Raw genomic sequence first — 15,306 nt, 5'->3', positions numbered from 1 at the left:
TTTAAATTCCAATTTAGAAATCCCAAATTCCAAACTTTAGAATTTAAATCCCAAAAAATAAATCCCAAATCCCAACAATTACATCTGCATTGGAATTTGGAATTTAAAAAATTGAAATTTTATTTTTTAGTAGCTCATTTCAACAATCGATTTTACTTTATCTAAAGTAATCAATTGTTTTTCTCCTAAACCTTTCCAGCCTCTTTTGTCGAAACGATTTACAATAAAATCTGCTGTTTTGCTGTAATCCTCAATATATTGAGAAAGTTTAGTATCCATTCCCATAGTATGGAAAAATTCAACAGTTTTGTCGATAGCTTCTTTGGCTACTTTGTCATCAGAACCTGTTAAACCGAAAATTCTTCTTCCGTATTGCGCCAATTTTTCTTTTTTAGTATCAAACATCACCTCGTATAAACTTGGGCCAATAATCGCCAAAGTTCTCGCGTGATCAATTCCGTATAAAGCAGTTAATTCGTGACCAATCATATGCGTTGCCCAATCAGACGGAACACCTTTTTGGATCAATCCGTTTAACGCCATTGTACAACTCCACATAAAGTTCGAAGCCAAAGCATAATCAGTTGGATTTTCAACCACTTTTGGACCAACTTCAATTAATGTTTGAAGAATTCCTTCAGCAATTCTGTCCTGCAAATACCCTTCGTGCGGATACGTTAAGTATTGCTCCATTACGTGCGTGTAGGCATCTACAACACCATTTTGTAATTGTCTTTTTGGTAAAGAAGCAATAACAGTAGGATCGCAAATAGAAAATTGAGGAAACATCGCGCTTCCGCCAAAAGCCAGTTTTTCCTGAGTTTCGGTGATAGTAACCACAGCTCCTGAATTCATCTCACTTCCTGTTGCCGGCAAAGTTAAAACAGTTCCAAAAGGCATTGCATTTTCTTTAATCAACAAACGTTTTTGCAAAATATCAATCGGATTTCCGTCAAAGTTTACGGCTGCCGAAATGAATTTCACTCCGTCAATAACAGATCCTCCACCAACAGCCAGGATAAAAGTAATTTTCTCCTTTTTGATTACTTCTACAGCTTTCATTAAAGTCTCAAAATGAGGATTTGGCTCAATTCCGCCAAATTCAACAATATCAAAACCTTTAAGATTCTTGATTACCTGTTCGTGAATTCCGTTCTGAAAAATACTTCCGCCACCGTAAGCCAATAAGATTTTAGCGTCTTTTGGAACCAAAGTCGAAAGTTTTTCTATTTGTCCTTTTCCGAAGATTAAATTCGTCGGATTATATAATTCAAAGTTTAGCATGTTTTTTTAAGTTTCTGAGATGCTAAGTTTCTGAGATTCTAAGTTTTTTTTCTTTGAATTTACCCAGCAAACTTAGCATCGTTATTATTTAAATTTTATTAATTAGTGAATAAGAGATTGAGCTTTTAAGTTGCCAGCAGAAAATCTTAGCAACTTAGAACCTTAGTCCCTTAGCATCTTACTTTAATTTCTCCAATAATTTACCAGCTACCAATTTAGACGAAGCCGGGTTTTGACCTGTAATCAAAAGACCATCTTCTACAGAGTATGGTGCCCAGTTTGGTCCTTTTGAGAATTTACCGCCGTTTTGAGTTAAAGCATCTTCTAATAAAAACGGAACAACTTTAGTTAATCCAACCGCTTCTTCCTCTTCATTGGTAAAACCGGTTACTTTTTTGCCTTTTACTAAAAATTCACCGTTTACTTTTACGTTTTTCAAAACTGCCGGAGCGTGACAAACAAAAGCTACCGGTTTTTTGTGCGTATAAAAAGATTCGATCAAAGCAATCGAGTTTTTATCTTCGACTAAATCCCAAAGTGGTCCGTGACCTCCAGGATAAAAAACTGCATCATAATCTTTTTGATTAATAGTCGAAAGTTTAAGCGTGTGTTTTAATTTTTCCTGTAATGTTTTATCGGCATCAAAACGTTTTGTATCTTCAGTTGCAGATGCAGGATCGGCGCTTTTTGGGTCGATTGGCGGCTGACCTCCAAGCGGAGTTGCAATGGTAATTTCAACTCCCTGATCTAATAATTCATAATAAGGTGCAGCAAGTTCTTCTGACCAAAATCCAGTTTTTTCTCCTGTATTGCCCAGTTTATCGTTACTGGTTACAACAAATAATACTTTTTTCATACTTTTTTTATTTGTTTTTTGAGCTATAGCGGTTGAGCTAAAAGCTGTTAAGGTTATAATCGCGAGTAATGCTATTTTTTTCATAAGTTTAAATTTTCATCAAATTTACAGCTTAAGTGATATTTGTAAAAATAAAATAAACTATGTTTGTTATAAATAAATTTATGTCATGGTAAATCTCGAATGGTACAGAACATTTAAAGCGGTTTATAAAAACGGAAATTTTTCTATCGCTGCAAAAGAGTTGTTTATGAGCCAGCCTGCAGTGAGCCAGCAAATCTCAATGCTGGAAGCTCATGTTGGAAATAAATTGTTTAACCGAAAGTCAAAGGGCGTAGAACCAACGGAATACGCTAAGTTACTGAATAATTTAATCATTGATGCGCTCGATCGCCTTGAAAATGTAGAGAATACTTTTAGGGCAAAGGCCGAGGATGCAAACAGATTAATATCGGTAGGTATTTCGAAAGATCTTTTTAATTGTATTGGCAATTTGTTAATCTCTAAATTTGATTTAATCGATTTTACCTTTGCAGACAACGATGCGCTATTTGCGCTTGTCGATGCCAAAAAACTTGATTTTGCCATCACCACAAAACGTTTTGATACGTTTGACACTATTTATGAAATCGTCGGAAAAATTAAATTGATCATGGTGGCACCGGTAAATTTGGATGCAACAGAATTTCGTCAGAAATTAAAAGCAGACAATTTTACTGATTTAGAGCTATGGCTTAACGAACAAAAATGGTACAGTCACGATGCTAGAATTCCGCATATAAAATTATTCTGGCTGCACGCTTTTAATAAAAAACGCCCATCTATGGTGCCCAATTATATTATTCCGTCAGAATCTGAAATGCTTAGAATGTTGTCAGATAATGAAGGAGTAGCCATAACGTGGAATTGTAATGCGAGAAAATATATCAAAGAGAATAAACTGCAATTATTATGGAATAGTTTTCACGTACCGGAAGAATACGTTTATTTATTAACTGCTAAAAACAATAATCTGAATTCTTTTTTTGATATTATATCTAAAGAACTGAAGTTGTTTTTTGGTAATAGATTATAATTTTTTTAGCCACAAAATCTTTTTTTTTGGCCACGAATTCCACGAATTCGCACTAATACTTTGTGGTTAAAAAGTTAGTCACGGATTAAAAGATTCTAACAGATTCGAAATCATTTTAATCTTTTAATCTATGGCAAAATAATAATTCGATAAAATTAGTGCAATTCGTCGCAAACTCTTTTTTTAAGTTATGGAAAATTTACAAAATATTAGAATCGCCGTTGATGCCATTGTTTTTGGATATAAAAACAACGGTTTGTATGTTCTTTTAATCGAACAAAAATTTGGCTCTGCCGATAAATACTGGGCTTTACCAGGCGGATTAGTAAAAAATGATGAATCTTTGAGTGATGCGGTAATTCGGGAATTACACGAAGAAACCAATGTCCAGCTTACTTTTATGGAGCAACTGTATACTTTTGGAGATGATATTCACAGAGATTCCAGAAACCGTGTTATTTCGGTTGCGTATTATGCTTTAGTAGATGCTTCGAATCTTGAAATTAAAGCCGATACGGATGCGGATAAAGTACAATGGTACAAAATTGACGAAATCCCTTCTTTGGCATTCGATCATAATTTAATTATTGAAAAAGCCATTTTAAGATTAAAAGCAAAACTGACTTACGAACCCATTGGTTTCGATTTGCTTCCGGCAGAATTTCTGTTTTCAGACCTGGAAAATCTTTATTGTACCATTTTAGAAAAAGAAATCGACCGACGAAATTTTAGGAAAAAAATACTCAGTTATGGGTTTTTAGAAGAAACAGAAAAATTTTCACCCATAAAAAGCGGTCGTCCGGCAAAATTATTTCGATTTAATAAATTGAAATACAATGAATTAATTGACAAAGGCTTTCACTTCGAAATAAAGTTTGCGTAATTTTTACACAAAATAAATTGTTTATTTAAAATTTAATTCTACATTTGCGTATAATTAACGCAAACTATAAAAAACTATGATACTTAACCTAGACCCACAATTCGCTCCGATACTTAATCAGGAAGAAATCAAATTTCAAAGTTTTACATTTTCTGGCGGAGAACCACACATTAAAATCAATCCAGATTTTGATACAACTCAAAAAGTAACCATCACACATAGATTAAATTCATTCAACGATTTGGGTTTATTGTGTATCACGGTAGATGCTTTACGCAGAATGGATGTTAAAATTATCGATTTGTTTATTCCGTATTTTCCGGCGGCAAGACAAGATCGTGTCATGATAAAAGGAGAACCGCTTTCTGTAAAAGTTTACGCGGATATCATAAATGGACTTCAATTGAATAAAGTTTTTGTTTTTGATGCGCATTCTGAAGTTACTGCGGCATTGGTAAACAATTGCGAAGTGATTCCGAATCATACTTTTATTCAACAAGTTTTAAAAGTTACAGGCGAAAACGTAAAACTAATTTCTCCGGATGGTGGCGCTCTTAAAAAAATCTACAAAGTTTCTGAATTTTTAGGCGGAGTTGATGTAGTAGAATGCAGTAAAAGCCGCGATGTAAAAACCGGAAGATTATCTGGTTTCAAAGTATACGAAGACGATCTAAACGGCATAGATTGTTTAATTGTAGATGATATTTGCGACGGCGGCGGAACTTTTGTTGGCTTAGCCGAAGAATTAAAAAACAAAAATGCCGGAAAATTATACTTAGCCGTAAGCCACGGAATCTTTAATAAAGGTTTTGAAGTTTTAGATTGTTTCGACAAAATATTTACAACGAACTCTTTTAAAGATTTTGACAACGAAAAGGTTGAGGTTGTAAAATTAGAATTATGAATAAAAATTACAGAGTAGAAATAGCCGATAAGACCTTAGAAATCGTAAAAAATGGTTTTTATGAATACAAAGGAAAAAAGGTTGTTATCGAAAAAGAACTCAAAGAATCTATAGAAAATACGTTTACAATTGCACCAAACGATTGGGATGCAATCCTGAAAACACCAATTTCAAATACGTTTGAAACAGAAATTGTCACCAAAAATTGTTCTACAATTGAAGCAATCGTTGATGAGAAAAACGGAAAAATCTGTGTTTTAAATTTTGCTTCTGCAAAAAATCCGGGCGGTGGATTTTTAGGAGGCGCTTCGGCTCAGGAAGAAAGTCTGGCAAGATCTTCAAATCTTTATGAAACGCAGATAAAAGACAAAGCGATGTATGACTTTAATAGAAATCAATCTTCGTTTTTATATTCAGATTACATGATTTATAGTCCGAATGTTTTGTTTTGGAATGATGATAATGGAAATTATTTTGAAAAACCATTTATCGCAGACGTAATTACAGCACCTGCACCAAACAAAGGCGCGATGCTGCAGCATAACAGGAAAGAAGAAATTGCTGAAACAGAAGAGGTCTTAAAAAATAGAATGGATAAAGTTTTGGCAATTGCATTAAAACAAAAAAGCGAAACATTAATTTTAGGAGCATGGGGTTGTGGGGTTTTTAGAAACGAACCCAAAGATGTAGCACAATTATTCAAAGAAATTATTGCAGAAAAATACGCAGGTGCTTTCAAAAAAATAGTTTTTGCAGTATTTGACAATTCCGAAAAAAAATCAAATTTCAAACAATTTGAAGAAACTTTAAATTAAGTTGAAAGGTTTCAAGTTTCAGGTTTCACGTTCTATACGGTAACCTGAAACAAGAAAAACCTGAAACCTGAAACAAAAAACAAAAAGCTATTAACCGTTTCAAGTTTAAGATTCCAAGTTTTAAGTTCAACGCGCAACTTGAAACCTGAAACAAAGAAAACCTGAAACAAAACCACAAAAGACATGAGTGATGATTTAAAACCAAGATTTATTGAGTCTTTAAAAAGAAACAATGATCAGATTAGAGAAGACAGAGCCAAAACCATTGGTGAAGATTCTGAATTAATTTACAGACGTCGAGTTGAAGATATCGAACTTAAAATAAAAAGACTCGAAAGAGAGCAGGAAGGCCTTATCGATATTAGTCCGCTTGACAAGAATAGTTTGACTTTTGCCGACTTTCAACCGGAAGCATTTGTACAAAAAGATATGGAATTATCATTAACAATCAGAAATTTAAATATTCAGTTTGAAGTGACAAAAAAGAGATTCGAATATTTATTTGGTAAAACATTTTAGTTATGGGAGGTACAAGATATGACTTAGGCGCTCGTTTGAGCAGAGCAAAAGAAGCAGGTTACGGATTTAAATCTGCAAGTGAGATTTTTGTTCAAAATCAATTAGGAATGGCACATGAATCTATGAATCCAAACGGCATTACTTTTCGTGAAGCCAGAGATTCAGAAGTTCATCCAAACACAGTTCCAATTATTTTAGGATTGGATGTAACAGGAAGTATGGGACACATCCCGCATGAATTGATCAAAGACGGATTACCAAAATTAATGGGCGGAATCATTCAGGGCGGTGTTCCCGATCCGGCACTTTTGTTTTTAGGAATTGGAGATCATGAATGCGACAGATTTCCGCTTCAGGTTGGACAATTCGAATCTGGGGACGAAGAACTGGATATGTGGCTAACCAGAACTTATATTGAAAGTGGAGGCGGAGGAAACGCCGGAGAAAGTTATTTATTAGCCTGGTATTTTGCCGCTTTTCATACCAAAACCGATGCTTTCGAAAAAAGAGGTCAAAAAGGATTGTTGTTTACCGTTGGTGACGAACCAAATTTGCCAACGCTTCCGGCATCTGCCATAAAAGAAATTATGGGTTCAGGACAGCAAACGTATACGTCCCTTGAATTATTAAAAGAAGCTCAAAAACGTTACGAAGTGTATCATATCAGCGTTTTACATTCTGATCAGGCGGTAAGAGCAAATGTAGCGTGGAAAGAATTACTGGGACAAAATTGTTTGTCAATCGAAGATCACAGAGAAATCCCGAATGTAATCAAGAAAATCATTTGCGATACACATAAAAGTTCAGTGTCAGGTTTAGGAACAATTCCGCTTGATGGATTAGATAATATAGAAATGCTTTAAAAACTTTGCGGCTCTGCGTCTTTGCGAGATTATTATTAATACTAGCGTGAAATTTGCTCGCAAAGTCGCGAAGTCGCAAAGTTTTTTTTCTAAAGTTTAAGTTGAAAGAACTTAAAAAATATTTTACAAAATGAAAACAGCTCAAATAGTTATAGGTTTAGGATTTGGTGATGAAGGAAAAGGAATTACAACAGATTTTCTGGCGAAGCAAAATCCTGAATCTATAGTTATTCGGTTTTCAGGCGGACAGCAAGCCGCGCATACCGTAATGATTGAGGGCAAAAAACACGTTCATTCGAGTTTTGCCAGCGGAGCACTTCGCGGTTTGCCTTCTTATTATAGCGAACATTGCACGATTCATCCGGTTTTTTTATTCAATGAAAAAGAAGAACTCGAAGCAAAAGGCGGAAATGTTGCACTTCATATTCATCCGTTAGCCAAAATAACAACTCCGTTTGATGTTTGGCAAAACCGAAACAATGTGAGAAACCTGGATCACGGAACTTGCGGAAAAGGCGTTGGAGCGACAATGAAACGCAACGAAGGTCAGTATAAACTTTTCGCCATAGATTTAATTGCGCCAAGACAAATGCTTTTAGAGAAACTGCAAAAAATCGCTTATTACTACGGTTTTTTAAATGAAAGTGAAATCGATGAAGAAGTAGATCATTACCTGGAAATCATTGATAAAATAAAATGGAATATCAGTGATTACAGTTATTTAGAAAAGTATGAGAACCTGATTTTTGAAGGAAGCCAGGGAATTTTACTCGACATGGATCATGGTGTTTTTCCGAATGTAACGTATGCGAATACAACATCCAAAAATGCAGTTGAAATCTGCCAGAAATTAAAAATAGAGGATGTTGAGATTTATTATGTTACCAGAAGTTATTCAACGAGACATGGAAGCGGCTGGATGGCAAATGAAAGAGAATTAAAATTAAAAAATAACGAAGAAGAAACCTGTGTTTACAATGATTTTCAGAAAGAATTGCGAACAGGCGATTTAGATTATGAACTATTAAATTATAGTTTAAAGTTGGATGCAGCTTATAGTTTAAATGCCAAAAGAAATATGGTTGTAACCTGCATGGATCAGATCGAAGTGGATTATGAATTTGAAAAAATAACAACAGAGTTTAAGGAAATTTACGGATCATTTTCACCCGATTCTAAAGATTTCAAACAGGTAACTTCTTTGTATCAATAAAGAGAAAAAATGAAATATACTATAGAAAATATAACTCCGGAAAATAAATTTTTATTTTTCTGGGGACACCAACCCAATAATGACGGAAGCATTTCTAAAACCTGTTTTAGTCAATGGTGGCTGAGCTCTTTTGAAGTTGATAAAGTGACTTACAAAACTGCAGAACACTGGATGATGGCCAAGAAAGCCGAATTGTTTAAAGATGATGCCGTTCTGGAGAAAATCCTTCAGGCGAAATCTCCTGCCGAAGCTAAAAAGTTTGGTAGAGAAGTGAAAAATTATAATGAAACGCTTTGGCTGGCAGCCAGATTTGACATTGTAAAAGAAGGGAATTATCATAAATTCAGTCAACATCCTGAGTTAAAAACTTTTTTACTAAACACAAAAGACAGGGTTATAGTAGAAGCAAGTCCCGTTGATGCGATTTGGGGAATCGGGATGGCTGGTGATCACAAAGATGTTATGAATCCGAAGAAGTGGAAAGGCTTGAATTTGCTGGGTTTTGCTTTGATGGAAGTTAGGGATGAATTGAAATAAAATTAATTATGGAAACAACAAGATTATATCGTCCGGTAGGAATGAAGGAAATGGAACTGATTGCAGAGACAGATTATAAATTGTTTCCTCCAAGATTAGATTGGCAGCCTATTTTTTATCCGGTAACGAATCAGGAATATGCTGAACAAATTGCTTTCGAATGGAATACCGTTGATGAGTTTTCCGGATTTATCGGAATCGTTACAGCTTTTGAAGTAAAAACAGCCTTTTTAGAAAAATATGAAGTTCAAAATGTTGGAAGTAAAAATCACAATGAACTTTGGATTCCATCTGAAGATTTAGCAGAGTTTAATGCCAATATCCTTGACGGGATAGAAGTTGTGAATGGTTATTTTACAGATCGTTCTTTCGTAAGTGAGAATGTGGAATTAAGAGATAAACTAAACAAGTTTAGAAAATGATTGTAGAAATTCTCAAAGCAGACATTACTGAAATTCATGTTGATGCAATTGTAAATGCAGCCAATACTTCTTTGCTTGGCGGAGGTGGAGTTGACGGCGCTATTCACAGAAAAGGCGGGAAAGCAATTTTAGACGAATGCATCCAGATTCGAAACAGACAAGGCGGTTGTAAAGTAGGAGAAGCAGTCATTACAACAGCAGGTAATTTACCTTCTAAATATGTAATTCATACCGTTGGTCCGGTTTGGAATAATGGAAAAAGTTTTGAAGAGGAATTGTTGAGATGCTGTTATTTAAGTGTTTTGGAATTAGCGGTTGAAAATAATATCAAAACGATTGCTTTCCCTAATATAAGTACGGGTATCTATAAATTTCCCAAAGCATTAGCAGCAGAAATTGCAATTAATATGATTTCTATTTCTGAACACAGAGAGCAATTCGAAAAAGTCATTTTTGTTTGTTATGATGATGAAAATTTCAAGATTTATAATGATATAATAGAAAGCATTTTTGAATATAAAGTTAAATCAGGATTGTTCGGTCTGGCAGTTGGAGATGCATTAGGTGTTCCTGTAGAATTTTACTCCAGAACTCATCTAAAAGAAAATCCTGTTTCTGAAATGACTGGTTTTGGAACTCATTATCAACCCGCAGGAACCTGGAGCGATGATAGTTCTTTAGCTTTTTGTTTAGCCGAAAGTTTATGCACAGGGTATGATTTATCAGACATTGCCAGAAATTTTGTAAAATGGTATAGCACAGAATTATGGACTCCGCACGGAAAAGTTTTCGACATTGGAATCGCAACAAGAAATGCAATTCATAATATCGGAAAAGGCCATCAACCGGAATTATGTGGTGGTTTTGAAGAAAAGGATAACGGAAATGGTTCTTTGATGAGAATTTTACCTTTAGTATTTTATCTTCAAAATGAAAGAGATATTGAAGCTATTTATAAAAAAGTAAAAGATGTATCCTCAATTACTCACGCACATTTTAGATCTGTATTTGCCTGTTTTATTTATGTTGTTTATTGTTTAGAAATTTTAAATGGTTCTGATAAAATAGAGGCATATAAAAATATGCAAAAGATTGTTTCTGGTTTTTTAGGTGATAAACAATTTAATCCTATTGAAATTCAGTTGTTTGATAGGATTTTAAAAAATAATATAGCGGATTATTCTGAAAATGAAATTGAATCATCAGGTTATGTTCTTCACAGTTTAGAAGCTAGTTTTTGGTGTTTTTTGAATTTTAATACCTATGAAGGCTCTGTTTTAAAAGCAGTGAATTTAGGAGGAGATACTGATACAACTGCAGCAATTACCGGAGGCTTGGCAGGAATGTATTGCGGAATTGACAATATTCCACAAAAGTGGATTTCCACATTAGCAAGAAAAAATGATATTGATGATTTGTGCGAAAGACTGTCTTTAAAATTAAAAAAAAATGAAATAGACAGTTTATAATTTTTAGAAAGAATAGATCGAAAGTAATGAATTGTAAAAGCGCGATTTAGTGTTCCATAGGAACATCTCATCGGTAGATAAAAATAGTGTCGTATTGTATTTACGTTCCGTAGGAACGTTTGATTAAAATAATGAAATAAATGAAAGATATTCAATATACAAAAGGAGATGCAACGTCTCCTCAATCAGAAAATAATAAAATCATTGTGCATGTTTGTAATGATATTGGAGGTTGGGGAAAAGGATTTGTTATGGCAATTTCTAAAAGATGGAAAAAACCGGAAAATCAATATAGAGAATGGTTTAAATCAAAAGACGGTTTTGAATTGGGTAAAGTTCAGTTTGTTCAGGTAGAAGAAGATCTTTGGGTAGCAAATTTAATTGGTCAGCATAAAATCAATAAAGATGAAAACGGAAATGCTCCAATACGATATGATGCTATTGAAGATGGCTTGAAAGAAGTAGCTTCATTCGCAAAAGAAAATAATGCCAGCGTTCATATGCCAAGAATAGGCTGTGGTTTAGCAGGCGGAAAGTGGGAGATGATAGAGCCTATTATTCTCAAAAGACTTTCAAATAATGATGTTGAAGTCGTTGTATATGACTTCTAGAAAAAAATATATTAATCATGAATGAAAATATAGCAAAAACAGTGAGCAAATTTCTAAGTTTAGTACTTAGACATTCGCCGGAAAAAATAGGATTAAAACTAGACGAAAATGGCTGGGCAGATGTAGAAGAACTAATATTGAAATGTTCTCAAAAAGGAAATAAACTAGACGCTATTCTTTTAGATTACGTAGTAGAAAACAACGATAAAAAACGTTTTGCTTTTAATGAAGATAAAACGAAAATCAGAGCAAGTCAGGGACATTCGATTTCGGTTGAATTGAATTTAGCAGAAACAGAACCTTCAGAATATTTATACCACGGAACCGTTGGGAAGTTTATGGACAACATTCAAAAAGAAGGTTTGAAAAAAATGAGCCGTCAGCATGTACATCTTTCAAAAGATAAAGAGACTGCCATAAAAGTAGGAAGCAGGCGAGGAGTTCCTCAAATTCTAACCGTAAGAAGCGGTGCGATGCACAGAGACGGATTTAAATTTTATTTGTCTGAAAATAATGTTTGGTTAACAGATGAGGTTCCGGCAAAATATATTGAGTTTAAATCATAAACAGAATCCCCCAAATTAACAACCAAAAATAATACTTATGATACTAGAAGCAGCAATAGGCGACGCATACGGAGCAGGTTTTGAATTTCGAGATTTAGATTTTATTTCTCAAAACAACGACTTGACTCAATATCATAAACACGGACTTTATACGGAGATTTATAAAAGATATACAGACGATACTCAAATGGCAATTGCAATTTCGGAATTGTTATTAGAAGATGAAAATTGGAATGAGATTAAAGTTGCGGATAAGTTTGTCGAAGTTTTTCACAGAGATAAAAGACGAGGATATTCTGATAGAGTTTACAATGCTTTAGACGCCAGTAAAAATGGAACTGATTTTATCAAAATAATCAATAACGGCAGTAACGGAAACGGTTCTGCAATGCGAGCATATTCTATTGGTTACGTAAAAAATATAGAGCAATTGATGGAGTTTTGCGAAATTCAGGCAAAGACTTCTCACCTTACGGTTGAAGGAATTAGTTGCGCGAAACGTATCGCTTTGGCTGTGCATTATTTTAAATACAATTTAGGTGACGGATCGACTTTGATTGAATTTCTAAATGAAACTTTAAAGGAAAATGAGCATTATAGAATTACTTCTCCAATCGATATGCACGGTTATCCAACGACACAAGCCGTTATAAAAATTGTTTGTGAAGCAACTTCAATGAAAGATTGTTTGAAAACAAGCATTGATTATGGAGGAGATACAGATACTGTTGCCGCTTTGTGTATGGCGATTTTAAGTCATAAACAAAATTGTGATAAAGTTTTGCCTTCGTTTTTATATGAAGAACTAGAAAACGATAAATTCGGGAAAGACTTTTTGACTAAATTAGATTTGGACCTTTTGAATAAGTTTCAATAATTAAGCGAATATCATGAAACGAACATTAGTTTTTGGAGATATTCACGGCGGTTTAAAAGCATTGATTCAATTATTAGAACGAATTGATTATTCAGAAAATGACCGATTTATTTTTCTTGGAGATTATGTCGATGGCTGGAGCGAATCGGCACAAGTGATTGACTTTCTGATTGAATTATCCCAAAGGCAAGAATGCATTTTTATAAGAGGAAATCATGATGTTTGGTGTCACGAATGGCTGAAGAATGATGTTGTAAACGACATTTGGTTTCTACACGGAGGAAAATCAACTATAGAAAGTTATCAGAATATTGATTCTTTCGAAAAAGAAAAACATTGTAATTTTTTTGAAAACAGTAAAGATTATTTTGTAGATGAAAATAATAATTTGTTTATTCACGCAGGATTTTCGTCGATGCATGGTCCGGACAAGGAACATTATAAAACAAATTATTCCTGGGACAGAACTCTTTGGGAAATGGCATTAACAATGGACAAAAGGATCAAAAAAGATTCGCTATCCTATCCTAAAAGATTATTGCTTTATAATGAAATTTACATTGGCCATACACCAACGCTTCATTATAATATTGAAATTCCAATGCAAGGCTGTAATGTCTGGAATATTGATACCGGAGCAGGTTTTTACGGAAAATTAAGTTGTATTGATGTTGCAACTAAAGTATTTTGGCAAAGCGATGCTGTACAGACATTTTATCCCAATGAAAAAGGAAGAAATAAAGTTTAAATATTACACAAAGACACACGAAGAAAAACACAAAACAGCGCAAAGAAAATTAAAACTTGGCGAGTCTCTGTGAAACCTAAAATTTACGAGAATTTAAATAATTAAAAGATATGAACCCACTATTATTAACAGACGGTTACAAAGTTGACCACAGAAGACAATATCCGGACAAAACCACATTAGTATATTCTAACTGGACACCTAGAAAATCAAGAATTGAAGGTCTTGATGAGGTGGTGTTTTTTGGATTGCAATATTTCATCAAAAAATATATCATTCACGATTTTGATGCTGATTTTTTCAAACAGCCAAAAGAAGAAGTGGTTAAAAAATACTCACGAAGAATCAATAATTATTTAGGCGAAAACCAAGTCGGAACAAAACATATCGAAGACTTACACGATTTAGGATATATTCCGATGGTTTTTAAAGCCTTGCCGGAAGGATCAAGCGTGCCTTTGAGAGTGCCAATGTTTACGATGTACAATACGATTCCGGAATTTTTCTGGCTAACAAATTATTTCGAAACCTTACTTTCTGCCGTAATTTGGCTTCCTTGTAACTCGGCTACAATTGCCAAAGAATACAGAAAAGTATTAGACAAATATGCAGATGAAACTTCATCGGTACCTGAATTTGTAGATTGGCAGGCTCACGATTTCTCGATGCGTGGAATGGGCGGAATCGAAGCGGCAATAACTTCTGCAGCCGGACATTTATTGAGTTTTACAGGATCAGATACTATTCCGGCTATTGATTTCTTCGAAGATTATTACAAAGCCAATTCCGATAAAGAATTAATCGCAGGTTCAGTTGCCGCAACAGAACATTCTGTAATGTGTATGGGAACTACTGAAGGTGAATGCGAAACCTTTAAAAGATTAATTACACAAGTTTATCCAAAAGGAATTGTTTCTATCGTTTCTGATACCTGGGATTTATGGAAAGTTTTAACGGATTATTTACCTCGCTTAAAAGAAGATATTGTTGCCAGAGATGGTAAAGTCGTAATTCGTCCTGATAGTGGTGATCCGGTTGATATTATCTGCGGAAATCCAAACGGAAAAACAGAACAAGAAAAGAAAGGCGTGATTGAGCTTCTTTGGGATGTTTTTGGAGGAACAACTAATGCAAAAGGATACAAAGAGCTTATTCCGCAAATTGGAGCTATTTACGGCGATAGTATCACGGTTGCAAGAGCAACTCAAATTGCAGAAAGATTAAAAGAAAAAGGATTTGCTTCTACAAACGTTGTTTTAGGAATTGGTTCTTTTACATATCAATATAACACCAGAGATACTTTTGGTTTTGCCATGAAAGCTACGTACGGAGAAGTAGACGGAGAGGGAAGAGCGATCTTCAAAGATCCAATCACAGATGATGGAACTAAAAAATCAGCCAAAGGATTAATGAAAATTGATTTAGTCGACGGCGTATATCATTTAACCGATAATGTTTCATGGGAAGAAGAAAAACAAGGCGAATTGAAAGAAGTTTTCAGAGATGGAAAGCTTTTAGTTGATCAGTCTTTAAGTGATATTAGAGCGAGAGTTAAAAACGAGATAAACATTGAAGCGTAAAAACAAAAAAAGCCTGAATTTTTAATTCAGGCTTTTTTTGCTCTATTTTTCATTTCGAGGAAAAAGGAATTTTCATAAACACCA

17 protein-coding genes are annotated in these 15,306 nt (G+C 34.3%); 15 read left to right on the top strand and 2 right to left on the bottom strand.

Going from position 1 to position 15,306, the window contains the following annotated elements:
- Positions 1-126: 126 nt before the first annotated feature.
- Both ACIDC4_RS02560 and ACIDC4_RS02555 read right to left on the bottom strand, forming a co-directional pair.
- The gene (locus ACIDC4_RS02560; protein WP_230033664.1) at positions 127-1,284 is read right to left on the bottom strand and encodes an iron-containing alcohol dehydrogenase; all 1,158 of its coding nucleotides are present in this window, start codon (positions 1,282-1,284) and stop codon (positions 127-129) included.
- A gap of 178 nt (positions 1,285-1,462) precedes the next feature.
- Positions 1,463-2,224 carry a type 1 glutamine amidotransferase domain-containing protein gene (locus ACIDC4_RS02555; RefSeq protein WP_412044341.1) on the bottom strand — a complete coding sequence of 254 codons (762 nt, stop codon included), beginning with the start codon at positions 2,222-2,224 and terminating at the stop codon, positions 1,463-1,465.
- 85 nt (positions 2,225-2,309) lie between these two features.
- Between ACIDC4_RS02555 and ACIDC4_RS02550 the strand changes: the two genes are divergently transcribed.
- The 15 genes from ACIDC4_RS02550 (at position 2,310) to ACIDC4_RS02480 (ending at position 15,222) form a co-directional block, all read left to right on the top strand.
- Positions 2,310-3,215: a LysR family transcriptional regulator gene (locus ACIDC4_RS02550; RefSeq protein WP_412044340.1), complete on the top strand. Its 906-nt coding sequence runs from the start codon at positions 2,310-2,312 to the stop codon at positions 3,213-3,215.
- A 190-nt stretch (positions 3,216-3,405) separates the two neighbouring features.
- Positions 3,406-4,098 carry an NUDIX hydrolase gene (locus ACIDC4_RS02545; RefSeq protein WP_065448749.1) on the top strand — a complete coding sequence of 231 codons (693 nt, stop codon included), beginning with the start codon at positions 3,406-3,408 and terminating at the stop codon, positions 4,096-4,098.
- A gap of 76 nt (positions 4,099-4,174) precedes the next feature.
- Positions 4,175-5,002 carry a ribose-phosphate diphosphokinase gene (prs, locus tag ACIDC4_RS02540; protein WP_412044339.1) on the top strand — a complete coding sequence of 276 codons (828 nt, stop codon included), beginning with the start codon at positions 4,175-4,177 and terminating at the stop codon, positions 5,000-5,002.
- Positions 4,999-5,817 (top strand): TIGR02452 family protein, encoded by an 819-nt coding sequence (locus tag ACIDC4_RS02535; RefSeq protein WP_412044338.1) that lies wholly within the window; start codon positions 4,999-5,001, stop codon positions 5,815-5,817. Before prs ends, ACIDC4_RS02535 begins: the two co-directional genes overlap by 4 nt.
- A gap of 183 nt (positions 5,818-6,000) precedes the next feature.
- The gene (locus tag ACIDC4_RS02530) at positions 6,001-6,336 is read left to right on the top strand and encodes a hypothetical protein (protein WP_031455095.1); all 336 of its coding nucleotides are present in this window, start codon (positions 6,001-6,003) and stop codon (positions 6,334-6,336) included.
- 2 nt (positions 6,337-6,338) lie between these two features.
- Positions 6,339-7,199 carry a hypothetical protein gene (locus tag ACIDC4_RS02525; RefSeq protein ID WP_412044337.1) on the top strand — a complete coding sequence of 287 codons (861 nt, stop codon included), beginning with the start codon at positions 6,339-6,341 and terminating at the stop codon, positions 7,197-7,199.
- Positions 7,200-7,329: 130 nt separating this feature from the next.
- Positions 7,330-8,412, top strand: coding sequence for an adenylosuccinate synthetase (locus ACIDC4_RS02520; protein WP_412044336.1), 1,083 nt, complete (start codon positions 7,330-7,332; stop codon positions 8,410-8,412).
- Positions 8,413-8,421: 9 nt separating this feature from the next.
- A complete protein-coding gene (ybiA, locus tag ACIDC4_RS02515) occupies positions 8,422-8,949 on the top strand; it encodes a riboflavin biosynthesis intermediates N-glycosidase (RefSeq protein ID WP_412044335.1) in 528 nt (175 codons plus the stop codon).
- Between the two features lie 8 nt (positions 8,950-8,957).
- A complete protein-coding gene (locus ACIDC4_RS02510; RefSeq protein ID WP_412044334.1) occupies positions 8,958-9,371 on the top strand; it encodes an ADP-ribosylation/crystallin J1 in 414 nt (137 codons plus the stop codon).
- Positions 9,368-10,840: an O-acetyl-ADP-ribose deacetylase gene (locus ACIDC4_RS02505; protein WP_412044333.1), complete on the top strand. Its 1,473-nt coding sequence runs from the start codon at positions 9,368-9,370 to the stop codon at positions 10,838-10,840. The genes ACIDC4_RS02510 and ACIDC4_RS02505 overlap by 4 nt, the downstream gene beginning before the upstream one ends.
- Before the next feature lie 140 nt (positions 10,841-10,980).
- Complete coding sequence (locus tag ACIDC4_RS02500; protein WP_412044332.1) at positions 10,981-11,451, top strand: macro domain-containing protein; 471 nt, start codon at positions 10,981-10,983, stop codon at positions 11,449-11,451.
- A 17-nt stretch (positions 11,452-11,468) separates the two neighbouring features.
- Positions 11,469-12,017, top strand: coding sequence for an RNA 2'-phosphotransferase (locus ACIDC4_RS02495; protein WP_412044331.1), 549 nt, complete (start codon positions 11,469-11,471; stop codon positions 12,015-12,017).
- Between the two features lie 37 nt (positions 12,018-12,054).
- Positions 12,055-12,894: an ADP-ribosylglycohydrolase family protein gene (locus ACIDC4_RS02490; RefSeq protein WP_412044330.1), complete on the top strand. Its 840-nt coding sequence runs from the start codon at positions 12,055-12,057 to the stop codon at positions 12,892-12,894.
- 13 nt (positions 12,895-12,907) lie between these two features.
- Complete coding sequence (locus ACIDC4_RS02485) at positions 12,908-13,642, top strand: metallophosphoesterase family protein (protein WP_412044329.1); 735 nt, start codon at positions 12,908-12,910, stop codon at positions 13,640-13,642.
- 110 nt (positions 13,643-13,752) lie between these two features.
- Complete coding sequence (locus ACIDC4_RS02480) at positions 13,753-15,222, top strand: nicotinate phosphoribosyltransferase (RefSeq protein WP_412044328.1); 1,470 nt, start codon at positions 13,753-13,755, stop codon at positions 15,220-15,222.
- Positions 15,223-15,306: the final 84 nt, after the last annotated feature.

Origin of the sequence: Flavobacterium sp. C3NV (assembly GCF_046825355.2) — a bacterium.
Lineage (GTDB): Bacteria > Bacteroidota > Bacteroidia > Flavobacteriales > Flavobacteriaceae > Flavobacterium.
Note: the sequence above shows the minus strand (reverse complement) of the source record. Positions and strands in the feature narration are given on the sequence as shown.